The 21,865-nt window shown below is 63.1% G+C and carries 15 protein-coding genes and 2 tRNA genes; 9 read left to right on the top strand and 8 right to left on the bottom strand.

Annotated features, from left to right (window positions below; all coding sequences use genetic code 11):
* Positions 1–2: 2 nt before the first annotated feature.
* Together GX444_19005 and GX444_19000 are read right to left on the bottom strand one after the other, a co-directional pair.
* A complete protein-coding gene (locus GX444_19005; GenBank protein NLH50669.1) occupies positions 3–2,390 on the bottom strand; it encodes a PBP1A family penicillin-binding protein in 2,388 nt (795 codons plus the stop codon).
* 97 nt (positions 2,391–2,487) lie between these two features.
* Positions 2,488–2,560 (bottom strand) — tRNA-Thr (locus tag GX444_19000).
* Positions 2,561–2,858: 298 nt separating this feature from the next.
* Here GX444_19000 and GX444_18995 point away from each other — a divergent pair.
* The 5 genes from GX444_18995 to GX444_18975 all read left to right on the top strand — a co-directional run bounded on the left by GX444_18995 (position 2,859) and on the right by GX444_18975 (position 9,800).
* Positions 2,859–3,668 (top strand): hypothetical protein, encoded by an 810-nt coding sequence (locus GX444_18995; GenBank protein NLH50668.1) that lies wholly within the window; start codon positions 2,859–2,861, stop codon positions 3,666–3,668.
* A 111-nt stretch (positions 3,669–3,779) separates the two neighbouring features.
* A complete protein-coding gene (locus tag GX444_18990) occupies positions 3,780–5,057 on the top strand; it encodes a hypothetical protein (GenBank protein NLH50667.1) in 1,278 nt (425 codons plus the stop codon).
* A 96-nt stretch (positions 5,058–5,153) separates the two neighbouring features.
* Positions 5,154–5,226, top strand: a tRNA-His gene (locus GX444_18985).
* Positions 5,227–5,400: 174 nt separating this feature from the next.
* Entirely contained in the window at positions 5,401–6,804 is a 1,404-nt protein-coding gene (locus GX444_18980) for a hypothetical protein (protein ID NLH50666.1), read from the top strand.
* Between the two features lie 197 nt (positions 6,805–7,001).
* A complete protein-coding gene (locus GX444_18975; GenBank protein NLH50665.1) occupies positions 7,002–9,800 on the top strand; it encodes a PAS domain S-box protein in 2,799 nt (932 codons plus the stop codon).
* A gap of 18 nt (positions 9,801–9,818) precedes the next feature.
* On the opposite strand, the gene GX444_18970 is transcribed toward GX444_18975, so the two are convergent.
* Together GX444_18970 and GX444_18965 are read right to left on the bottom strand one after the other, a co-directional pair.
* Positions 9,819–10,949, bottom strand: coding sequence for a hypothetical protein (locus tag GX444_18970; GenBank protein ID NLH50664.1), 1,131 nt, complete (start codon positions 10,947–10,949; stop codon positions 9,819–9,821).
* Between the two features lie 60 nt (positions 10,950–11,009).
* The gene (locus tag GX444_18965) at positions 11,010–11,678 is read right to left on the bottom strand and encodes a PilZ domain-containing protein (GenBank protein NLH50663.1); all 669 of its coding nucleotides are present in this window, start codon (positions 11,676–11,678) and stop codon (positions 11,010–11,012) included.
* Positions 11,679–11,936: 258 nt separating this feature from the next.
* On the opposite strand from GX444_18965, the gene GX444_18960 reads away from it, so the two are divergent.
* From GX444_18960 to GX444_18945, 4 genes are all read left to right on the top strand, one after another.
* A complete protein-coding gene (locus tag GX444_18960; protein NLH50662.1) occupies positions 11,937–12,335 on the top strand; it encodes a hypothetical protein in 399 nt (132 codons plus the stop codon).
* 281 nt (positions 12,336–12,616) lie between these two features.
* The gene (locus GX444_18955) at positions 12,617–13,930 is read left to right on the top strand and encodes a hypothetical protein (GenBank protein NLH50661.1); all 1,314 of its coding nucleotides are present in this window, start codon (positions 12,617–12,619) and stop codon (positions 13,928–13,930) included.
* 112 nt (positions 13,931–14,042) lie between these two features.
* The gene (locus GX444_18950) at positions 14,043–14,417 is read left to right on the top strand and encodes a helix-turn-helix transcriptional regulator (protein ID NLH50660.1); all 375 of its coding nucleotides are present in this window, start codon (positions 14,043–14,045) and stop codon (positions 14,415–14,417) included.
* 3 nt (positions 14,418–14,420) lie between these two features.
* Positions 14,421–16,538, top strand: coding sequence for a heavy metal translocating P-type ATPase (locus GX444_18945; GenBank protein ID NLH50659.1), 2,118 nt, complete (start codon positions 14,421–14,423; stop codon positions 16,536–16,538).
* Between the two features lie 88 nt (positions 16,539–16,626).
* On the opposite strand, the gene GX444_18940 is transcribed toward GX444_18945, so the two are convergent.
* The 4 genes from GX444_18940 to GX444_18925 all read right to left on the bottom strand — a co-directional run.
* A complete protein-coding gene (locus tag GX444_18940) occupies positions 16,627–17,442 on the bottom strand; it encodes a histidinol-phosphatase (protein ID NLH50658.1) in 816 nt (271 codons plus the stop codon).
* Between the two features lie 20 nt (positions 17,443–17,462).
* The gene (gene hisS, locus GX444_18935) at positions 17,463–18,839 is read right to left on the bottom strand and encodes a histidine--tRNA ligase (GenBank protein NLH50657.1); all 1,377 of its coding nucleotides are present in this window, start codon (positions 18,837–18,839) and stop codon (positions 17,463–17,465) included.
* Positions 18,826–20,412, bottom strand: a complete 1,587-nt coding sequence (locus GX444_18930) for an aromatic amino acid lyase (protein ID NLH50656.1) — start codon at positions 20,410–20,412, stop codon at positions 18,826–18,828. Before GX444_18930 ends, hisS begins: the two co-directional genes overlap by 14 nt.
* Positions 20,409–21,865, bottom strand: a 1,457-nt coding sequence (locus tag GX444_18925) for a histidine ammonia-lyase (protein ID NLH50655.1), incomplete at its 5' end; no start/stop codon positions are given. The genes GX444_18930 and GX444_18925, both read right to left, overlap by 4 nt.

Raw genomic sequence — 21,865 nt, 5'->3', positions numbered from 1 at the left:
GCTCAATGGTCCTTCCGGCGGAAGAAATCGATTACGCTGTCGCGGTCGGCGGAACTTTCCGCCGCGGGCTCGGTGCCCTCGATAAAGGCTTCTTCCTCGACGTCGGTGCTGTTGTAATGCGCCAGAAGACCGGTCTTCTGACAGATTTTGCGGAAAACGATGCCCGGCGGCGGTTCGAAAGCCTCGCCCTTCTGACCGCGGTAATACCCTACCATAAAACGCGCCCAGACGGGGAGGGCCGCGCCGGCGCCGGTCAGGCCGACGTTCCGTTCGCGGTCGAAGCCGACCCAGACGGCCGACAGCACCGATGGCGTGTAGCCCACGAACCAAGCGTCCTTGGCGTCGTTGGTCGTGCCGGTTTTACCGGCGGCCGGCACCGACAACCCCAACCGGCGGGCGCCGGCGGCGGTGCCGCGATCGACGACGCCTTCGAGCAGGTGCGTCACCAGGTAGGCGACCTGGGCGGGCAAGGCCCGTCGCGGCTTGACGCTGCGCTTTTCGAGCACCTTGCCGTCGCGGTTGACGACGTCGCGCACGGCGATCGGTTCGTTGTAATAGCCCTGGTTGGCCAGGGTCGCGAAGGCGCTGCCCAGTTCGAGCGGGCTCATCTCGGCGATGCCCAGCGAGAGGGCCGGATACGGCGGCAGATCGGCGGTGACGCCCATCAGGCGGGACGTGTCGATGATGCGTTCGATGCCGACCTGGAGCGCGACACGCGCCGTCGGGACGTTGCGGCTGCCCTCGAGCGCCCGCCGCACGGTGATCGCGCCCTCGAACTTGTTGTCGTAATTCTGCGGCGACCAGGGTTTGCCGCCGCTCATGATCGAGAAGGGCTCGTCCTTCTCCAGGGTGGCGCCGGTGAAGGGGAAATCCTTGTCCTCGTAGGCCCGCAAAAATGCCGCCGTATACACGAACGGCTTGAAGGTCGAGCCGACCTGCCGCTGCATCTGCACCGCCCGGTTGAACGAGCTGGTTTTGTAATCGCGGCCGCCGACCATGGCGCGAACGTAACCCGTGGAAGGCTCGATCACCACCATCGCCGACTGCAACACGTTGTCGTCGTGCACCTGCAGCGATTTGTTGTTCGTCTCCAGTTCGGCCAGCGTCTGCTGGATCGCGGCTTCCGCCAACCGTTGCGACGGCACGTCGAGCGTCGTGAAGATGCGCAGCCCCTCGCCCTGCAGCACGTCCTCGCCGTAGGTCGCCTCGAGTTGCTGCCGCAGAAAGTCGATGAAATACGGCGCGATCGTGCGCGGCGGCAAATGCTTGTTGACCGACAGTTCCTGGCTTTTGGCCTTGATCAGATCCTCTTTTTTAATGCCCAGTTCGGCCATGGCCTTGGGCATCTTCGCCAGGCGATCCAGAATGTAATCGCGGCGGATTTTCACCCGCTCGACGTATTTGCGCGGATTGTAGCCGGCGGGGCTGCGGATCAACCCGGCCAGCAGCGCCGACTCGGCCAGCGTCAGTTCCGCCGGATTTTTGCCGAAGTAAAACTGCGCCGCCTCGCCCAGGCCGCAAATCGACACCGTGCCCGATTGGCCGAAATAGATCTCGTTGATGTAGACCTCGAAGATCTTTTCCTTCGGGTAGTGCATCTCCAGCACGACCGCCATCACCGCTTCCTTGAGCTTGCGCGTGATGGTGCGCTCCGGCGAAAGATAGAGGTTTTTCACCAATTGCTGGGTGATGGAACTGCCGCCCTCGCGGAAGCTGAAATTGAACAAACCCCGCAAGCCGGCGCGGAAAATTCCCCTGAAGTTGATGCCGTGGTGCCGGAAAAACGCCGCGTCCTCCATCGCCACCACGCTCCAGATCAGGCTTTTCGGAATCTCTTCCCACGGCACGATGCGCCGCTCTTCCTGTACCTGGCCGAAGAACCGGCCGATCATCTCGGGCTCGATTTCCAGCATGACCAGCTCGTCGTTCTTGGTCAGGTCGATGATCTTGGAAATTGCGTCGCCGGCCAGCGAGAGACGCACCAGCCGCGGCGGCACCTTTTCACCCGGATAGGCGAACTCGCGCAGATAAACCTCCAGACCGTGCGTGGAGCGATAATACTCACCGGGCCGGGTCGGCGAGTGATCGACCGCTTGGTAATTCAGGCGGGTCAGGCGGTCCACCAGGCCCGAAGGCTCCAGCAGCATGCCCGGAAGAATGGTCAGCGCGTCCGAGTAGACGTGGCTGGGAAGCTTCCAGCGCTTGCCCTCGAACTTCGCCCGCAGATCCTGATCGATGGTGAAGGCGTAGATCCCGCCGGCCACGACAGCCGCCAGCGTGATCCAGATTCCGAGCTCAAAACACCACCAAAGCAGGATTTGCCACCAACGGCGGGAATGTCGGTCGCGCGGGGCGCTATCTTTTTTCTTGTTGGGTTGCCGGCCAGCCATCTGTTCTCCGTAGGCTTCGATCTCCCGAGGAGTAGACGCCGCATGTCTATCCCGGGTTCCCCCAAAACCGGCTGACGACCCGGAATTAAAAGAAAAAAGCCACCGAGGAGACTTGAACTCCTGACCTGACGATTACGAATCGCCTGCTCTACCAACTGAGCTACGGTGGCGCGGACGTGTATTATACTCATAACGTTTTACCTGTCCAGCGCTTTTCCCATCCCCCCACGCCGCGGCAACGCATCGGCGAAGGAATCGAAATAACAGTGCTTTTCAGTTTCGAACCGGTACAGCGGCCAGTGCACCCATCTGGAAGAAACGAAAAAATGGTTTTTCGGTTGCGTAATACGAAATTTAATTTCATAATACCGGCGTTCAACGTAAAAATCACTCACCCGGTTATTTGCTTTGGCCTTTCAGGTCCATAGCCGATGGTAAAAACGACAACACACGGAGGTTGCAGCGAAAATGAGCAAGACGGCCATTCGATTTTCCATCTTTTTAATCGTTTTTTTCGGATCGGCGCTGGTTGCCCAAGCCGCTGATACCATTGAAGTTTATGACGTCGGCGCCACCGATTTCGAGTGGTACGCCGGTCTGGATGGAATCAATCTGGAAAAATACGAAAAAGTGGTCTACAGCGAGTTGGCGCTCGGCTACGGCCTTTTACCCGCGCTTTCGGGTTATGCGGCCATGGCGATGGAATCCGACGAATACCTGACTTACGGCGCCGGCTCGTTCGGGTTCGGCCTGATCGGCGCGCCGGTGGATACCGATCATTTCGACCTCGATCTCTATCTCGACACCAGCCTGGGCGGTGAAACCTTCAACGAAATGACCGCGACACCCGGTCTGGAAGTCAATTTCGACCTGGTGCCCGATCTGGGCCTTTGGGGCGTTTACGGCCGCGTCGAGGAAGTATTGCAAGGCCGCGACGAATCGACGCCCGACGACCCGGCGACGACCGACGTCGACGAAACCGAAACCAAGCACGAACTGGCGCCGCAAACTCACTACGTCGCCGGCACTTATGTCACCATCGCCGAGCGGCATCAAATCCTGTTGGAATGGGATTCGGCGATCAATCACAACCCGGTCGATAACGACGAGCGCAATGAAATCGGCGGTCTGGCCGCCGGTTACAACGTGATGCTGACCGACAACCTGGAATTGATCAATCAGGCCTACTTCGATTTTCCGCAAAACGACGAGGACTTCGCCTGGGGTCTGAGCGTCGGCCTGGTTGTCACCCTTCCGGCCGTGAAAGAGAAGGAATAGCCGGTTCCGGCAAACCGGATCGGAACCGGTTTGATAATTGACTGCCCCCCGCTCGCCTTTTATTCTTCACGGCAACTTCTTTTTTCGCTTCAATCGCCCGCGGAGGTTTCGATGAGCCGCACCTACCCTTGCCTGTGGAAAAACGACGGCGCCGGCGTCGAATGCTGGCGGCCGGCCACCTTGGACCAACTGGGTAAAAAAGAAGACTTTCTGGAGGAAATCCTGTTTCAGGAACCCCGCCTGCTGGATCTGGAATCGCTGGAAAGCGGCATTCAGGGGCCATACCGCGGTTTTCGGCAGATCTCGTTTCAAACCCCGCAGGGCCGCTCGATCCGTCCCGATATCGTTTTTCTGACCGCCGGCGGGCAGGCGATCGTTGTCGAGGTCAAACGCGGCTCGAATCCGGAGTTGCGCGACCGGCAGGTGATCGCCCAGGTGGTGGATTACGCCGGATCGTTCGCCCGGCTCGACGAGGAAGAACTGCTGCGGCTTTTTCGCGACGCGAACGGGCCAGCTGGCGCGGCCGCGTCCTGGCCCGAATGGATCGCCGGACAATTCCCCGATGCCCTCGACGCCGAAGAACTGGCGCGGCTTCTGCTGGCCCGTTTTCACGACGGCGAACTGCACCTTTGCATCGCCTGCGACAAAGCCCCGCCGGGCATCCGCGAATTGGTCGAAGGCGTCGCCAGCCAATCGGCGCTGGGATTCGATTTGTCGCTCGTGGAGGTGCAGCCCTACGTTTCCGATCGCTCGCCGGACGACATTTTGTTCCTGCCGACCATTCAGACCCGGACGGAAATCGTCAGCCGGACGGCAGTCACGGTGATTTACCAGGAAGGTACGCCGAAGCCCGAGGTGGTGGTGCAGGTCGACAGCCCGCAACAAATCGCGGCGGCGACCCGCCGGTTCGGCCGCCAGAACCGAACCCCGCTGAAAGAAGCCGGACAGTTGCTCGGCGATCGGCTGGCGGATTTGATCGCCGCGCATGTCGTCGGCCAGCCGTGGATCTGGCGCGGCTTTTCACTGGGCCTGGAAATTTATCTGGAAGCCGTCGGGCGGTTGTGCATCTATCTGGAGATCGGTTTCTTTCATCCGGATGATCCCACAGCCGATTGGCTCAATATTACCTTCGGCTTGCGCGGCAAGAAGGATCGCCGCGCGCGTTTTTCCCGGTTGAAGGAAATCGTTCAGGCGGAAACCGCCGCGCTGAACGCCATTGTCGAAAAGTCCGAGGAATTCGCCAACGAGGAAAGCCAGGCTCACGCCGGTTGGTCCCTGCAAGCGTCGGAACTCTCGGCCACCGATTGGGATGCCGCGGCCATCGCCGATTTTTTTGAGAAAATCGTCCGTCATCTGCACAGCCGGCTGAAATTTCAGGCGGGCGAATAGGCGACGAATCTCCCCGCGGCGCGCTCGATCGGCGCGCCGGCGCTTCGCTTGACATCGCCCCTTGCTTCCATTAATTATGCAGCCTCGCGGAGCGGTGGGGTTGTAGCTCAGTTGGTAGAGCATCGGATTGTGGCTCCGAGTGTCAAGGGTTCGATCCCCTTCAACCCCTCAGTGCCAGGCGAACGAATCCCCGGGGATCTCACCCCGGGGATTCGTTTTTTCTGCCGGCCGCGGCCGCTCGGGCCGCCGCGACTATTTCTTTGCTTCCTGCCCTATGCTAAAAATCCCATCAACACCCGGATATTTTGCACCGTGAAAAGTTTTACCCCGTCGTGAGGCTTTCATGGATAACACCTTCAGCTATGACCTGCGTGTGTTGCTGTGCCCGCAATGCGGCGCCCCGATCGAAGCCAAGCCGGAGGGCGGCTTGTTCAAGTGCAATTTCTGCGGCGTCAACATGATGCTCGGTTCGCGTCTCGGCCAGGCGCCGGCGACTCCCACCGCGCCCTCGTCGTCGGCGGCGCCGGCCGGCGCCGCCGACGACGAGGGCCGACGGCTCGAGGCCTTGCGCGCCCAGGACGGCAAACCTTTGATGCCGCCGCCGAATCTGCGTTACCTGATGAGCCTCGGCCTGCTGTCGGAGGATCACCTCGAACTGGCTCTGAAAGAATGGCAGGCCGCGCGCGGCCGCCTGGTCGCCCAACCTACGGCGGCGGACGCGGAACAATTGTATTTTCTCACCCTGATGCTCTACCAATATTATTCGAGCAAGCGGGAAGTGTTACGGATCCGAGCGCTGCTCGAAACGGCTTCGGAACTGCTGGCGAATTCCCGCTACATGGATATCGTCCGTTGCCTGCTGTCGCGTTCCGCGGCGAATTCCAAGGATTTGGAGGCGGCCGAGAAATGGTTGAGCCTTTGCAACGACCGCTCCGCCGATCTGCAAACCGACACGGAATACCGGTTTTCCAAGGCCCACTTGCTGACCATCCAAAAACAATGGCCCGAGGTGCTGAAACTTTTGGGCGACAACCTGACCGCCATCCCGATCGCCGACTCGTCGGACGCCGTTTGCGGCATGCTGCGCGCCAACGCCCTCGAAAAAATGGGGCAACTCGATCAGGCACGACTCCAGATCGAACAACTGATCTCCAAGTCCTATATCGGCCCGCAAACGCTGACCCATATCATGACGCGTTACCAGGATTTGAATCTGCCGATCTGTGAACAATCCTTCGGCCCACTGGCCGAAAAAGTCCAGGCCGCAACGAAACCGAAAAAGTTTTCGTTGCTTCGCCTGCTGATCCGGTATCTCCTGCCGCTGGCCGGCGTCGTCGCCCTGGTTCTGCATTTCGTTTCCCTGCCGTTCCTGCCCGACAACGATTCGTTCCGCGAGGCGATGCTGACGGTCGGCATCACGTTGATCATCCTGTCGTTCTCTTTCGCCTTGCCCGGATTCTTCCTGCGAAAATTTTTGGGCCAAAGCGCCGATCGCGAACGGTTGTTGAAGGAAGGCATTGCCGGCAAAGCCGAAATCATTTCGGTTACCCCGACGGGTTGGACCGTCAATGACGTGCCGCGATACAAATTCGAGCTGCTGATCACTTTGCCGAACCAGGAACCATTCCGCGCCACGGAATTACTATTAATGACCCCGGATCAGCAGCCCAATTTCCAACCCGGCGTGACGATCGGCCTGAAGGCGGACCCAAAAAATCCGAAGAAATTCGCCCTGTTATTGGGATAACGGCCGCCGGCGCACACCGCCTCGGCCGATCCCCGCTTTTTCTCCAAATTAGTCCGATTAATGATATATTCCTTACCGATCGTCGGAATTTACGTAATCGATATCATTCGGTTCGACGATAAATATGAAGAATCCTGTATTGCCGGAAAATCGGTTAAAATAAAAATGAGCTTGCGAAGCGCGAAGCGAAAAAGAAAATGAAAACCTTCAGGACCAAAATCAACGTCGGCCGTTTGCTCCTGGGCGGCTTCACCACGCTGAGTTTCCTGATCATCGCCGCCTTCGGCTTGCTGCTTTTTTTCCGCGACGCCGACAAATTTCGCGTCGAAGCCGCTCACCTTCGTGAAAACTACCTTAATCAGCAAAAATACGAGGTAAAAAACGAGGTCGAGAAGGTAATCGACTACATCAATTACAACTGGTCGCAGACCGAGCAACGGCTGAAGGCGAACATCAAAGCCCGCACCTACGAGGCCGACGCCATCGCCGCCAACCTGCAAAAAAAATTCGCCGGTAAAAAAAGCACCGCGGAAATCCGCGGCTTGATCGTCGAAGCGTTGCGGCCGATCCGGTTCAACAACGGGCGCGGCTACTTTTTCGCCACCGGCCTCGACGGCCGGGAAATCCTCTTCGCCGACCACCCCGAATTGGAAGGCAAAGATCTGATGAATATGCGGGACACCCGCGGGGCTTTCGTCATCCGCGAGATGATCGATCTGGTCCGTCGCGACGGCGAAGGCTATTACCGTTACACCTGGACCAAGCCGGGCGAATCGGGAAAGGATTATCCGAAGATTGCCTACCTGAAGTATTCGGCCCCCCTCGACGGCTTCATCGGCACCGGCGAATACCTGGATGACGTGGAGCGGGATATTCAGCAGGAAGTGCTGGGGCGGATCGGGAAGATCCGGTTCGGCAAGGACGGTTACATCTTCGTCGTCAGCTTCGACGGCGTGACCCTGATGAACGGCGTCCAGCCGGAACTGATCGGCAAACCGATCTGGGACATGACCGATCCGTACGGTGTGAAGGTCATTCAGGAGGAGCGCCGCGCCGCCGAAACGCCGAACGGCGATTTCATCCGCTACCATTGGGAAAAACCGACCACCAGAACCATCTCGCCAAAAATTTCCTTCGTCAAAGGCTTCCGGCAATGGCGCTGGATGGTCGGGGCCGGCGTCTACGTGGACGAAGTCGAATCCGTCATCGCCGCCAAGGAAGCCGACGTCAAACACAATGCCCGCATCGACTTCTTCTACCTCTTTCTGATTTTGGTCGGTTTTTTAGCGCTGGCCTTCGCCTTGTCCTACTTTTTTTCGAACTTTATCCGCAAACAGTTCGAGATCTTCCTTTCCTTTTTTACCAAAATGGAAACCGGCGGTGAACCGATCGACACCAGCCGGCTGATCACCACCGAATTTATCAGCCTGGGCGAATCGGCCAATACCATGCTGGCCAGGCGCCGGCAGGCCGAGGATGCCCGGCAGCAGAGCGAATCGCGCTATCGGCTACTGCTGCAGAACCTCAATGACGCGGTCTACGTCCACGAAGCCACGCCGGAAAAAGCCGGCGCCATTGTCGATGTCAACGACCAGGTCTGTCGCATGCTCGGTTATACGCGCGACGAACTTCTCGCCCTCTCCGTGGCAGCCATCGACGTTCCGGAACAGGCGGCCAAACTGCCGAAAATTCTCACCCAGGTGTTCGCCGAGGGACAGGCGCTCTTCGAAACCGAACACCTGGCTAAGGACCGCCGCCGCATTCCGGTCGAAGTCAGCGCGCGGCTGTTCGAATTAAACGGCCAGCCGATGATCCTCTCCGTCGTGCGCGACATCACCGAACGAAAACGCCTTGAAGCCCAACTGATCCAAGCCCAGAAGATGGAATCCGTCGGCCGCCTGGCCGGGGGCGTGGCGCACGATTTCAACAACATCCTGACGGGAATCAGCGGTTACGCCGAATTGATCCTGGCCGGCCTGCACCCCGACGATCCGTTGGCGACCGACGTGACCGAAATCAAGCACTCGGCGGAGCGCGCCGCGGCGCTGACCTCGCAATTGCTCGCCTTCAGCCGCAAGCAGATCATCGCGCCCCGACAAATCAACCTCAACGAACTGCTGACGAATTCGACGCGGATGATCCAACGGCTCATCGGCGAGGACATCACCCTGGTCTTCGACCCCGGCCCCGACCTGGGAACGATCCAGGCCGACCCCAACCAAATCGAACAGGTGTTGATCAACCTGGCGGTCAACGCCCGCGACGCGATGCCCGGCGGCGGCACGTTGCGGATCGAAACGGCGAACGTCGAGATGCACGAAGACGCGGCGGGCGAACCGTTCGACACCCTGGCGGGAAAATACGTCCGCCTGGCCGTCAGCGACACGGGATGCGGGATGAGCGCGGAAGTCCAATCACACCTCTTCGAGCCGTTTTTCACCACCAAGGAACGCGGCAAGGGCACCGGTCTGGGTTTGTCGATGGTCTACGGCATCATCAAGCAGAACAACGGCGTGATTCGCCTGAAGTCCGCGGTCGGCGCCGGCACGACGTTCACCATTTACTGGCCGCTCGTCGCGGGCGAGGCCGAACAGCCCAAACGCCCGGTATCCGAAACCTTGCCGGTCGGCTCCGAGACCATTCTGCTCGCGGAAGACGAGGTGATGGTGCGTAACCTGGCGCGGAAGATTCTGGCGCGGCAGGGCTATCGGGTGATCGCGGCGGAGGGCGGCCATCAGGCGATTCTCGCCGCGCAAGATCCGAATCTGAAGATCGACCTGCTGTTGACCGATGTCGTCATGCCGGAAATGAACGGTTCGCAGCTCTATCAGACCTTGGCGGCTTCCCGCCCGCGACTCAAGGTGCTGTTCATGTCCGGCTACACCGAGGACGCCGTCGCCCGGCACGGCGTGCTGGATGCCGGAGTGAATTTCGTCCAGAAACCGTTTTCGGTCGAGACGCTCATCCGCCAGGTCCGCGAAGCGCTGGACAACTGACCCGCGCGATCGCGATTTTCAGCGACCGGCGGCGAAAGCGGCTTGGATTCCGAAGTGGTCGGAGCAGAAGCGGCCGTCCACCGGCTCGTCGGCGAACAGGCCGGATTCCCGCACCGCGAAAAGGCCGTCGAAGCGGCGGTAGAGCAGATAATCCAACCGTTTGGTCTGTTTGACGATCACCTCCTGCAAGACCTGCATGACCTCCGGCTCGAAACGGTTGACCGGCACGAAGTCGGCGAAGAAGTGCGTATTGGGATTGCGTCGGTAGTCCCAGGTCATCAGGAGGCGGCCGGGATCGTCGTCGGCGGTGGTGGAACGAAACCCGCGTTCGTCTCGCAACCATTTCATTTCGGGCGCGTCGGGCGAGGCGTTAAAATCGCCGGCGAGGATCAGCGGGCCGTCGGTCGGATCGAGTCGGTGGGCCAAGTCGAGCGCCTGTTGCAATTCGCCGCGCCGGCGGGCCGAGGCCAGATTGAAGGTCGCGACGATTTCGGCGGCGCGCGCGGCGGTGAGGCGCCGTTCATCGACCAGGCGTTGCAGGGCGGCGCGGATCTCCTCGTCGGCCTCGGGGCCATGGTGCAAGTGCAGGCCGATCAGCAGAACCCGCCGGCCGTTGACCACGATCGAACCGGCGATCGCCTTGCGGAATTCGGCGAATTGCAGGCAACTCCAACGGCCGGTCCAGCCGAAGGGACCGGACAATTTGCGGCCGCCCAGCGGCCGATAGCCGAGGTCCGGCTTGGCCAGAATCGCCAGCCCGGACCGCAGGTTGATCGGCAGACCGAAGGCGCCGATTTTCATTCCGGCGTTGTCGATTTCAAAGGAATAGTCGTATCCCAGGTCGCGCGCGATGCGAGCGGTCAGCGCGGGCGCCGGGTTGACCTCCTCCAGAAACATCACGTCCGGATCGAAGGCCCGGGCGTAGCGGTAAAATCCTTGCAGCCGCGTTTCGCGTTCGGCGGGCGTTTCGTATTCGCTGAACCGCCAGACGCCGGTCGGGTTGAGACCGTGCCACAGATTGTAGGTCAGCACCTTCAATTCATCGCGCCGGCCGCCGGTCGCGGACGGCTCGCCCCGGGAACCCTGGCACGCCGGATTGGCCAGCATGAACAACCCCAGCAGGAAAAGGCGGATCAATCGACCGTTCACCCGTCGCCTCGCTACACGTTCGGCGTGGATTATAACCCACCCCTGTCCGCAGTCGAATCATCAACCGTAAAAAGCGTTGGTCAGGCGGTCGATGTACTGGAAAAAGATATCCTGATTATTGCTCAGAATGCGCAGGTACCGCAGGCCGAAGCCCGGGTCGAACCCGCGCTCGAAGGCGGTTTTCTCGTCGACGACGTGCACCACCTGCCCTTCGATGTGGATCGTCTCGTCGATTTCGGAAAGCAGCAGCCGCACCTCCACCGTCGAATTGAGCGACGGCGGATTTGCGGTCATGATGAACATGCCGCGGCGGCTGATATTGTAGGCAACCGCCGCTTCCAGGGACGGCAGGTGCAGATTGAAGATTTTCTCGAAGCGCGGTTCCAGCCGGTGATCGGCCAGCGTCTTGATCATGCGATTGACGAAACCCTCCAGCAACTCGTTGTGCTCAAGAAAGCGGATTCCCATCTCGCAATGGTCGACGTAGGAGATTTCGAGCGGGAATTTGCGGCTCCACCGCACCTCGCCGGAAATCAGGATTTCGCCTTCCGGGACGGCGATGCGTATTTTCAGCGGCGTTTGCGGCGTTACCAGCTCGCGGCAGGAAATCGCCACGCCTTGCAGTGAAATATTACGGATATGCCCCAGGCAATCGGCGGTATCCGAACCGAAGTAAATCGGCATCCGCAACCCAACCCGTTTTTCGGTGCGTTTCACGGAGGAAGACATGACCCGACAACCCCTCCTTGCCTGCGGCGCCGGCCGGCGCCGAAGTACCCAGGTCTGTGCCGCTCGATTCGAGTAATTCTTTTAGCGGTTAGCGGCGGGCTTGGCAACCGGCGGCGAAAACGGCATCCGGTGTCAGACCGAAACGCGGGCCGGCCCCGGCGCTTAGCGCCCAGTAATCTACTTCTTTCACCAAATTACACTTTATTTTACAATGTCCGGAATCGGAAAATAAAAACCGCGTCACGGAAAGGATTTCGCATGGCCGACGATCGTCCGACCGTTCACCACCAATACGAATTGCCGCTCTCCATCGTTCGGCAGCGAAAAGTCCGCCGAAAAATCGCCGCCGCTTTCGGTTGGACCCTGTTCGCGGCCACGCTTTTGGGCGCTCTCGCCGCGGCTTTCTTCGGCATCTGGTGGCCGCTGGTCGCGCTGCCGATCGGCGCCGCTTTCCTTATTTTTCGCCTTTACCGAGGAACCTCGCGCTTGTTCAGCGACCGTTTTTCGCTGAACTGCGGCGGTTGCGGCGCGAACCTTCGGGTGCATATCCCGCTCGGCGTGGCGCTCGGCGACCATCCCGAACTTTTCGTTTCCTGCCCCGGTTGCGGTCAAAACACCGTCGTTGCGATCGTCAACGATCGGCCGGGACCGGCATGACCGCCGCCTCGCCCACCGCTGTCCGCCTTGAACTGGGAAAATCGCTTGCCGCTATTTCGACACTCTTGCGCGCCGAAAATCAGGGAGTCGCCGACTTGGGTCCAGAAGCCGCTGAACGATTGGCGGAACTATACCTTCCTGGGTTGAACGAGTTGCGGCCCGGCTACGCTCGCGGCCGCAAGGTCTGGGACGCCTATGCGGTGCACGCTTTCAACATTTGGGGTCATCGACATCCCGAGGAATGGCCGTCTGTCTTTCGAGGTTTTTTGGAGAACGAAGCCTTGACCGAGGAAATTTTAGGTGAAGCCTCCCGGCAAAACGACCCCGTCGCCTGGCGCACGGCTTACGAGGATCGGGTCGATTCGGAAGGCGGCGGTCGCGAGCACCAGTTTCTGGCGCACTGGGCCTGGCACGTTTTGCAGGATCGCGAAGCTGCGTTGTATCAATTGAATCGAATCCAATCATTGAACGACCTGTACCTGCGTATTCTCGCGGCCGATCTGCAATGGCGGCTCGGCTTTTCACCGGAGCAAATCCGCATCACCCTCGCCGGCGCCGAAGCGTTCGGCAAACGCCCAAACGATTGGTTGGCACTGGCCGATGCCTGGCTGGGCAATCTGGGTGACACCGCCCAAGCGGCCTATTGCCTGCGACAAGGCGGATACGATTGGAATCAGGTTTTCGGCGATGAAATAGTCGCTCATTCCAGACTGGCTTTACTGATCCAAAACCGGCCCATCGTTGAAGCCGCGCTACGAAACCTGGCAGAAGAGTCGCCCACCTTGTCGGCTGGCCTGAACCGGGCCCGGACCGCTTTGTTTTTTACCGACGAGGAATCTGCCGTCCGTCGCCGTCTGGACGCGATCGCGGAAAAAAGGCTTCATGGATTCGACGCCTATCTCGTCGGCAAGGCTTGGGTCGATGTTTTCGACGCGCGCGAAAAAGCGGTAGCCGTCCTACGCGGTTGCGCCTCGGGTTTTCGTTCCCGCGAGGAATTGTATGATTTGGCCTGGCACTGGTTGATCGAAACCGGCGACCAATCAGGCGCGCGGGAATTGCTGATTGCCGCCAAACCGCACGACGGAAGCTGCCGTCCACCTTGGCATTACCTGGAATGGGCCAAGGAAGTTCTGAGTACCCTCGGTGATCGGGATTTGGCCGTCGAAGGCATTCTCGAAGCCGAGCAGCGGGCTCGACATGACTGGTTTCACGCGGGAATGAATTGGGACTTGATCGTCACGGCCTGGATGAAAATCAATCGTCCCGACGAAGCGCGGCGGGTTTTAATCGAGGCAACCGCAACCCTGACGAATGCCGATTTAGGGCTGCTGGCCAAGGATTGGCAAGAGTTTTTCGGCGATGAACCACGCGCCCGCGCCTGTCTGGAAAAAGGTTACGCCAACCTTTCCGAAACCAAATTTTTTCGCCTGCCTGATTTGCTCTTTTACGCCCGGATTTACCTCGATTTGTGGAACGACCACGAACACGCGGAACCTTTGTTCCGCGAGGCGGAAGCATTGGCTGAAACCGATCAGGACCGAGAAGAAATCTTTGCCGCACGCCATCGCATCAACGGCCAACTCCGCTTGTCCTGATCTTTTCCCGTCTATCTCCCCCTATGTTCCGCAATGGCTCTTGACAACCTGAACGTCACGTCTAAACTATATATAGTTTTCAATACCTTTTCATATGAAAAAGGATTGTAACATGACTCAGCCCCAGGATCTCCGCTTCGGCGATCGAACCGCCGCCGTGAATCTGACCCCATTTCTCGCCGACGAACCGGTTTTTCAACGCCTGGCCGAGACTTTCAAGGTTCTGGGCGACCCCCTGCGCTTGAAAATCCTCTATGTCCTGTCACGCACCGAGCTTTGCGTCGGCGACCTGAGCCGCCTGCTCGGCGCCCGCGAATCCAACGTCTCGCAGCAATTGCGGTTGCTGCGCACGATGAACCTGGTCAAGTACCGGCGTGACGGCAAACTCGCCCTCTATTCGTTGGATGACGAGCATATCGAGCACCTGTTCCGCGACGGCCTGGCGCACGTGCGGGAAAATTCCGCCGGGCTCAACACCGCGAGGTAAGCCATGCCCGCTCCGACCACCCGCGAAGTGGAATTGATCATCCATGACCTGAGCTGCCCGGACTGCACGCAATCGATCCTCGACGCGGTGGCGGCGCTGCCCGGCGTGCAAGCGCAATCGTACCGTCTGCTCGACAGCCGCCTGACGGTTCGCTACGACCCGCGCGCCGTCGACGCGTCGAAGTTGCAGGCGACGATCGCCGGATTCGGCCACCAGACGACGCTGGCCGGTGAAAAGGTTGAACGGACTTTCTGGAAGCGCCGGCGCGGCCACCTGCTGGCGGGCGCTTCGGGTCTGGCCTGGCTGGCGGCGACCCTGCTGGGCCGGCTGGGCGCACCGCTTTTGGTCGTCGAGGCGCTGTTTCTCGCCGGCATCGTGCTGGGCGGCGCCCTGACCGTGCGCAAGACCTGGGCGGCGTTGCGCGCCCGACGGGCGGACATGAACGTCCTGATGACCCTGGCGGTGGCCGGCGCGATCGCCCTGGGCGAATGGTCGGAAGGCGCGATGGTGATTTTTCTGTTCGCGCTGGCCGAGTTGATCGAATCCTACAGCATGAACCGCGCGCAGCGGGCGGTCGCCTCGCTACTGACGCTGGCGCCGGACGAGGTGACCTGGCTCGACGGCGAAACCGAGCGGCGCGTCTCGCCGGAGCGCGTTCCGGCGGGGGCGCGCATCGTCGTGCGACCCGGCGAGCGCTTCGGCTTGGACGGCGTGGTGGAGCAGGGGCAAAGCGGGGTCAACCAGGCGCCGGTGACCGGCGAATCGTTGCCGGTCGTCAAAGCGGCGGGGGACGAGGTGTTCGCCGGATCGATCAACGGCGAAGGGGTGTTGGTGATTCGCGCCACGCGCCCGGCGTCGCAATCGACCCTCGCCCGGATCATCGGCCTGGTGCGCGACGCCCAAGCCGCCAAAGCGCCGGCCCAGCGGTTCATCGACGCCTTCGCGCGGATTTATACACTGGTGGTGATCGCGCTGGCGGCGGCGATCGTCGCCGTGCCGACGCTCGCCTTCGGCCAGCCGTTCCACGAGTGGTTCTACCGCGGCCTGGTGGTGCTGCTCATCGGCTGTCCGTGCGCGCTGGTCATCTCGACGCCGATCACGCTGGTCTCCGGTCTGGCCGCGGCGGCGCGCGCCGGCGTGCTGATCAAGGGCGGCGTCGCGCTCGAAAAAGCCGCGCGGATCCGCGCCGTGGCGTTCGACAAGACCGGCACGCTGACCCACGGCCAACCGGCGGTGGTCGACGTGGTGGCGCTCGACGGCATCGACCCCCAACAACTGCTGCGTCTGGCGGCGGCGGTGGAAAAGCACGCCGGACACGTGCTGGCGGCGGCCATCGTCGGCCGGGCGCAAGCCGCGGACCTGGCGATTCCCGAGGCGCGCGACGTGCGGCTTCTGCCCGGCCTGGGCGCCACCGGCCTGGTCGAGCAGCGGCGGGTGTTCGTCGGCAATCACCACCTCTTTCACGAGCGCGAATTGTGTTCGCGCACCCTGCACGAGCAGGCCACGCGGTTGGAAAACGGCGCGGGCAGCCTGGTGTTCGTCGGCTACGACGGCGCGCCGCAGGGGGTCATCGTCCTGGAAGATCCGCTGCGCGAGGAAGCGCCGCACCGCTTGCGGGAGGTCAAGGACGCGGGCATCGCGCACCTGTGCATGCTGACCGGCGACAACGAGGCCGTGGCGCGGCTCGTTTCCCGGCGGCTGCCGCTCGACGGTTTGCGCGCCGAGTTGCTGCCCGCCCAGAAGGTGGCCGCCGTGAAGGAGTTGCAGGCTCGTTACGGCGCGACGGCGATGGTGGGCGACGGCGTCAACGACGCGCCCGCCCTGGCCGCCGCCGACCTGGGCGTCGCCATGGGCCGGGGTGCCGACCAGGCGCTGGAAACCGCCGATGTCGCCCTGCTGGCGAACGATCTGGGCAAGCTCGCCTTTCTCTTTCGCCTCGCCCGGCGGAGCATGGGCCGCCTGCGGGCCAACATCGCCCTGGCGCTGGGCATCAAACTGGTCTTCTTCCTGCTGGCGCTCGGCGGCGTCGCGACGCTGTGGATGGCCGTCTTCGCCGACATGGGCGCTTCGCTGCTGGTGATCGCCAACGGTCTGCGGCTGCTGGGCGAACGAGCGGAGTAAAAAGGCGAATCGCGAATCAACCCGAAGGGTAAAAATCCGGCCGAGACGCGGACGGCGGGAAAAAAGTGAAATCAAATTCGCTCGGGGTTTATTCGCCGACCGGCAGTTCGTCCCAGCCGACGAGGCGGCGTTTTTCGTAGAGCGGCGTCCGCCGCAGGCCGGCCCGCCGCGCCAACGCTTCCGCCGCCGCGCGATCGCGGCCGACTTCCTGAGGCAGGTGCGCGTCGCTGTTGATCGGCATCGGCACGCCGTGGCGCACGAAAGCGCGGACGAAATCCTCGTGCGGGTACGGCTCGCCGACCGGCCGGTGCAGGCCGCTGGTGTTGATCTCGGCGGCGATGCCGTGCGCCGCGCAAACGGTGGCGATGCGGTCATACCAGTCGTCCAGCGCGAAGCTCGGGCGATGGCCGAACTTCTTCACCAGGTCGGGGTGGCCGAGAAAATCGAAGAGGCCGCAGGCCGCGCAATCGCGCAGCGTCGCGAAGTAGCCGGTAAAGATTTCATCCACCGGATGCGTCGTCCAGGGGGCGTGGTCGCGGCTGAAGTCGACCTCGTCGGCGCCGAGAAAATGCACCGAGCCGATCACGTAATCAAAATCGTAGCGGCGCAGAAAATCCTCGATGACCCGCTCCTTTCCCGGCACGTAATCGGCCTCCAGCCCGAAGCGGATGCGAATCCGCCCTTGATAGCGCGCCTGCAAATCCGCGACGCGCCGCCGGTAGATTTCCATATCGGCCAGCGACATCGTCAGACAGGGATCGGCCTGGCCCCAGACTTCCATCGGCAGGTGGTCGGCGAAACCCATTTCGGTCAAACCCAGGCGCAAGGCCTGTTCCACGTACTCTTCCATTTCGTCGGCCGCGTGGCCGCACAGCGCCGTATGAATGTGATAATCGACGGGCATGTCGTTCCCTTGCCGGCGAATCAGGCCGAAACGGCGGGTTGGCGGAGGTAAGCGAGCAATCGCTCGGCCGGCACGAATTCCTGGTTGCGGGTCGCGAGGTTTTTCACCTGCACCCCGCCCTGGGCGATCTCGTCTTCGCCGCAGATCACCAGGTGCTTCACGCCCTTGCGCAGGCCGTAGCGCATCTGCGCCTTGAAGCCGCTGTCGCTGCCCAGGTAGATCTCGGCCGAGATGCCCGCCGCGCGCAGGCGCCGCAGGTAGTCGAGGTAGGTCGCGGTGTACTTTGCGTCGAAGACGATGATCAGCGCGTCGACCTCGCTTTCGACGGTGGTCACCAGTTGCAGCCGTTGCAGCGCGTCGAACAGCCGGTCCAAGCCGATGCTGGTGCCGACGGCCGGGATCGCGTTGGCGTGGAAGCGACCGATCATTTCGTCGTAGCGGCCGCCGCTGGCCACCGAGCCGATCTCCGGCAGGTCTAAAAGACGCGTTTCGAGCACGGGGCCGGTGTAATATTCGAGGCCGCGCGCGACGGTCAGGTCGACCTCGACGCGCTCGTCCCAGCCCAGCGCCCGCAGGTCGGCGAGAATCTCGCGCAGTTCGGCGATGCCCGCCGCACCGGTTTCGCCGCGCACCAGGGCTTCGGCGCGGGCCAATTTTTCGCCGTTGTCGCCGGCGATGTCCAGAAAGCGCTCGACCAGCGCGACCTGCTCGGCGGACAGGTGCAAGGCGCGGTCGGCCTCGTATTCGGGTTTTTTCATCAATTCGGCGCGCACGCCCGGGCGGCCGATCTTTTCCAGTTTGTCGAGCACCCGCAGCAGTTCGTTGACCATTTCGCCGCGCGTCAGCGGCCCGCGCGCGTCGATCCCCACCGCGGCGGCGAGGCCGTCGTGAATCTTGCGGTCGTTGATCCGCACGACGAAGCGCTCGATGCCCAGACCCGCCATCGCGGCGGCGGTCACGGCGATGATCTCGGCGTCGGCCAGGCCGGTCTTGGCGCCCACGACGTCGGCGTCCACCTGCAGAAACTGGCGGAAGCGGCCGGCCTGCGGCTTCTCGCCGCGGAACACGTTGCCGACCTGGTAGCGCTTGAACGGCATGAGCAGGTCGGTGTTCGCCGCCACGTAGCGCGACAGCGCCACGGTCAGGTCGAAGCGCAGCGCCAGTTCCTTGTCCTCCTCGGGACCGGTCAGCCGGAAGATTTCCTTTTCGGTCTCGCCGCCGTCGCCGAGCAGCACCTCGGAGAACTCGACGCACGGCGTGTCGAGCGGCTGGAAGCCGTACAACTCGTACACACGGCGGATCGTGTCGATCATCCGGCCGCGCGCGATCATCGCCGCCGGGCCGTAATCGTTGAACCCGCCGGGTTGGGCGGGCTTCACCTTTTTATTCGTCGTCATGGTCGTTCTCCCTCGTTTCGCGGGCCAGGCGGTCGAGCCCGCCGCCGGGCCGGCACAGGGCGTCGGCCTGCTCGATCCGCCGCGACAATACCGTGTCGTCTTCCCAAACCGGAATCGTCCGGCGGATTTCGTCGTGCAACCGCAAGGTTCGCCGACCGGCCTGCTTGCCTTCCTCGAGGCGCAGCTCGACGCCCTGCGCGGCCAGCAGAAATTCGATCGCCAGCACGCGCCGGACGTTCGTCAGCAGCTTGTCGGTCACCGCGGTGGAGTGCAAGGACAGGCCCGCGTGGTCCTCGTAATCCTGCACGCTCGGAATCGAGTCGGTCGCATAGGGCAAGGCCAGCGCCTTGTTTTCGCTGACCAGCGCCGCGGCCGTGTACTGGGCGAGCATGAAGCCGCTGTTCAGGCCGTGGCGGCGGATCAGGAAGCTGGGCAGGCCGGAGTTGCGGCTGCCGTTGGTGAGCAGAAACGCGTGGCGCTCGGCCAGCGACCCGATTTCGGCCATCGCCAGGCGCAGGTTGTCGACCGCCAGCGACAGCCGCGCGCCGTGGAAATTGCCGCCGTCCAGACAGCGCGGCCCTTCCGGATCGTCGATGAGGACCGGATTGTCGCTCGCCAGGCCCAGTTCCTCGCCGATCGCCTGCCCGACGCGGTCGAGCACGCCAGCGACCGCCCCGAGCACCTGGGGGATGCAGCGGATCGAAAACGCGTCGGCGCGCTGGCGGTTGCCGGCCATGCGCGAACCGGCGGTCCAGCCGTGCAGCCGTTCGCCGACGCGGACGATCCACTCGCGACCCGGCCCGAGTCCGAGCAGGCGCGGATCGAACGCGGCGGTGTTAGCCAAAAGGGCCTCGCACGTCAACGCGCTGGCGGCCACGGCCAGTCGCCAGAGACGCCAGGCTTCCTCGATCAGCAGCGCCGCCCAACCGGCGGCGAAGCTGTGGCCGACGATCAACGAAAAGGCTTCTTTCAAATTCGGCCGCACGGGTTCGAGCCGCGCGGCGCGCATCGCCTCGCCGCCCGGCAGGATCGGCGCGCCGGCCTCGTGCCAGCCGAGGGCCGCCTGCCCGGAGCCGCTGTAATCGTCGCTTCCGGCGCACAGCACCAGGGCCAGGTGCGCGAGCGGCGCCACGTCGCCGGCCACGGAAAAATGGCCGTGCGCCGGCACGATCGGATGCACTTCCCGGTTGAGCATGTCCACCAGGCGCTCGGCCAGTTCCGGCCGGACGCCGCTGTAACCCTGCGCGAAAACGTCGGCGCGCACCAGCATGGCCGCGCGCACGAGTTCGGTCGGCAACGGCCGGCCCACCGCGACGGCGTGGTCGAGGATCACGTGCCGGGCCAGCGCCGTGAGATCCGCCGGCGCGGGTCGTTCCGCGTCATCGGTCAGATCGGCCAACTTCCACAACGGCACCGGGCCGGTCCCCGCCTCGACTTGCGCCAGCCGCGCCGCGCCCGCTGCCAACCGCTTTTCGCCCGCCGGCGACAGAAAGACCTTGGCGCCCTCGCGGGCGACCGCGACCACGTCCTCCGGCTGCAACCGGCCGCCGACGATCGCCACGACCCGGCTCATGCGCCCGCCTCCAAAAGCGGCGCGTCGAACGCCCCGGCGTGAATCAAGCGGCAGACCTCCTCCAGGCAGCGGCCCGGCGGCGACCCAGCGGCATGCCAGGCCAGCGGCTCGCGGCACAACGCCACCGCGCGCGCCGTCCCCGCGCCCAGGTTCGCGGCTTCGCGATCGCGGCGCAGCGCCAGCGCCGAGGAGGCGCACAACATTTCGCAGGCCAGCACGTAAGCAGTGTTCGCGACGATGCGGCGCGCCCCGCGGGCGGCGATCGGGCTCATGCTGACGTGATCTTCCTGATCCTCGCAGGTGGGAATGTTGTCCACCGACGAAGGGTGTGCGATGTGCTTGCTCTCGGCCACCAGGCCGGCCGCGGTGAATTGCAACGCCATCAGGCCGAGGCCCGGCCGGTCGGGCGGCGCCAGGAGCGGCGGCAAACCGAAGCTCAAGGCCTTGGTCAACAGCCGGAACACGCGCCGTTCGCTGATCCCCGCCAGTTCCGCCAGCGCGACCTTCAGGGCGTCGGCGGCCAGCGCCACCGGCTCGCCGTGGAACTGGCCCGCGCTGACCACCGCCGCGCCGTCGGGCTCGACCAGCACCAGCGGATTGTCGGTCGCGCTGTTGATCTCGACCGTCAGCGTTTCGCGGACGCGCGCCAGAGCGTCGCGGACCGCGCCGTGCACTTGCGGGGCGCAGCGCAGCGAATAGCCGTCCTGGATCCGTTGCGGGTCGGAACCGACCAGCGAGGAGCCCGCGAGATGGGCCAGGATGCGCGCCGCGCTCACCGCCTGGCCCGCGAAGGGCCGCTGGCGATGCACCGCCGGCTGGTAGGCGTCGGCCACCCCGCGCACCGCCTCGACCGTCATCGCCACGGCCAGGTCGGCGAGATCGGCGAGGCGCTCCGCGTCCAGCAGCGCCAGTACGCCCAGCGCCGCGCTGATTTGTACGCCGTTGTTGAGCGCCAGGCCTTCCTTCGCGCCCAGCACCAGGCGCGGAATGTCGGCCGCCGCCATCGCTTCCTTGCCGGGAACGCGGCGGCCGTCAGCGGCGATCGTTTCGCCGGACAACTCGGCCGGATCGTCCTCGCCGTCGGGCGGCCGCGACAGCACCAGCGCCATGTGGCTGAGCGGCGCCAGGTCGCCCGAGGCGCCGACGCTGCCCTGCGCCGGAATGCACGGATGCACGCCGCGGGCGAGCATCGCCAACAGGGTCTCGACCACTACCGGCCGCACGCCGCTCGCGCCGCGCGCCAGGGCGTTGGCGCGCAGCAGCATCGCCGCCCGCACCACCTCGACCGGCAGCGGCTCGCCGACGCCGGCGCTGTGGCTCATCAGCAGGTTGCGCTGCAGGCGCGCGAGATCCGCGCTGCCGATGGCGACGTCCTTCAAGCTGCCGAAACCGGTGTTGATGCCGTAGACGTGCCGGTCGCCGTCGCGCGCGATGCGTTCCACCGCCGCGCGGG

This window comes from Myxococcales bacterium, from assembly GCA_012517325.1.
GTDB lineage: Bacteria > Lernaellota > Lernaellaia > Lernaellales > Lernaellaceae > JAAYVF01.
The sequence above is the reverse complement of the archived record's forward strand: the minus strand, read 5'-3'. Positions and strand labels throughout refer to the sequence as shown.

Bases quoted from the DNA above. Each gene is read 5' to 3' on its own strand.
- hisS (NLH50657.1), bottom strand. From the start codon at position 18,839: ATGACGACGAATAAAAAGGTGAAGCCCGCCCAACCCGGCGGGTTCAAC.
- GX444_18965 (NLH50663.1), bottom strand. From the start codon at position 11,678: ATGTCTTCCTCCGTGAAACGCACCGAAAAACGGGTTGGGTTGCGGATG.
- GX444_18930 (NLH50656.1), bottom strand. From the start codon at position 20,412: ATGAGCCGGGTCGTGGCGATCGTCGGCGGCCGGTTGCAGCCGGAGGAC.
- GX444_18975 (NLH50665.1), top strand. From the start codon at position 7,002: ATGAAAACCTTCAGGACCAAAATCAACGTCGGCCGTTTGCTCCTGGGC.
- GX444_18990 (NLH50667.1), top strand. From the start codon at position 3,780: ATGAGCCGCACCTACCCTTGCCTGTGGAAAAACGACGGCGCCGGCGTC.
- GX444_19005 (NLH50669.1), bottom strand. From the start codon at position 2,390: ATGGCTGGCCGGCAACCCAACAAGAAAAAAGATAGCGCCCCGCGCGAC.
- GX444_18940 (NLH50658.1), bottom strand. From the start codon at position 17,442: ATGCCCGTCGATTATCACATTCATACGGCGCTGTGCGGCCACGCGGCC.
- GX444_18995 (NLH50668.1), top strand. From the start codon at position 2,859: ATGAGCAAGACGGCCATTCGATTTTCCATCTTTTTAATCGTTTTTTTC.
- GX444_18945 (NLH50659.1), top strand. From the start codon at position 14,421: ATGCCCGCTCCGACCACCCGCGAAGTGGAATTGATCATCCATGACCTG.
- GX444_18960 (NLH50662.1), top strand. From the start codon at position 11,937: ATGGCCGACGATCGTCCGACCGTTCACCACCAATACGAATTGCCGCTC.
- GX444_18980 (NLH50666.1), top strand. From the start codon at position 5,401: ATGGATAACACCTTCAGCTATGACCTGCGTGTGTTGCTGTGCCCGCAA.
- GX444_18950 (NLH50660.1), top strand. From the start codon at position 14,043: ATGACTCAGCCCCAGGATCTCCGCTTCGGCGATCGAACCGCCGCCGTG.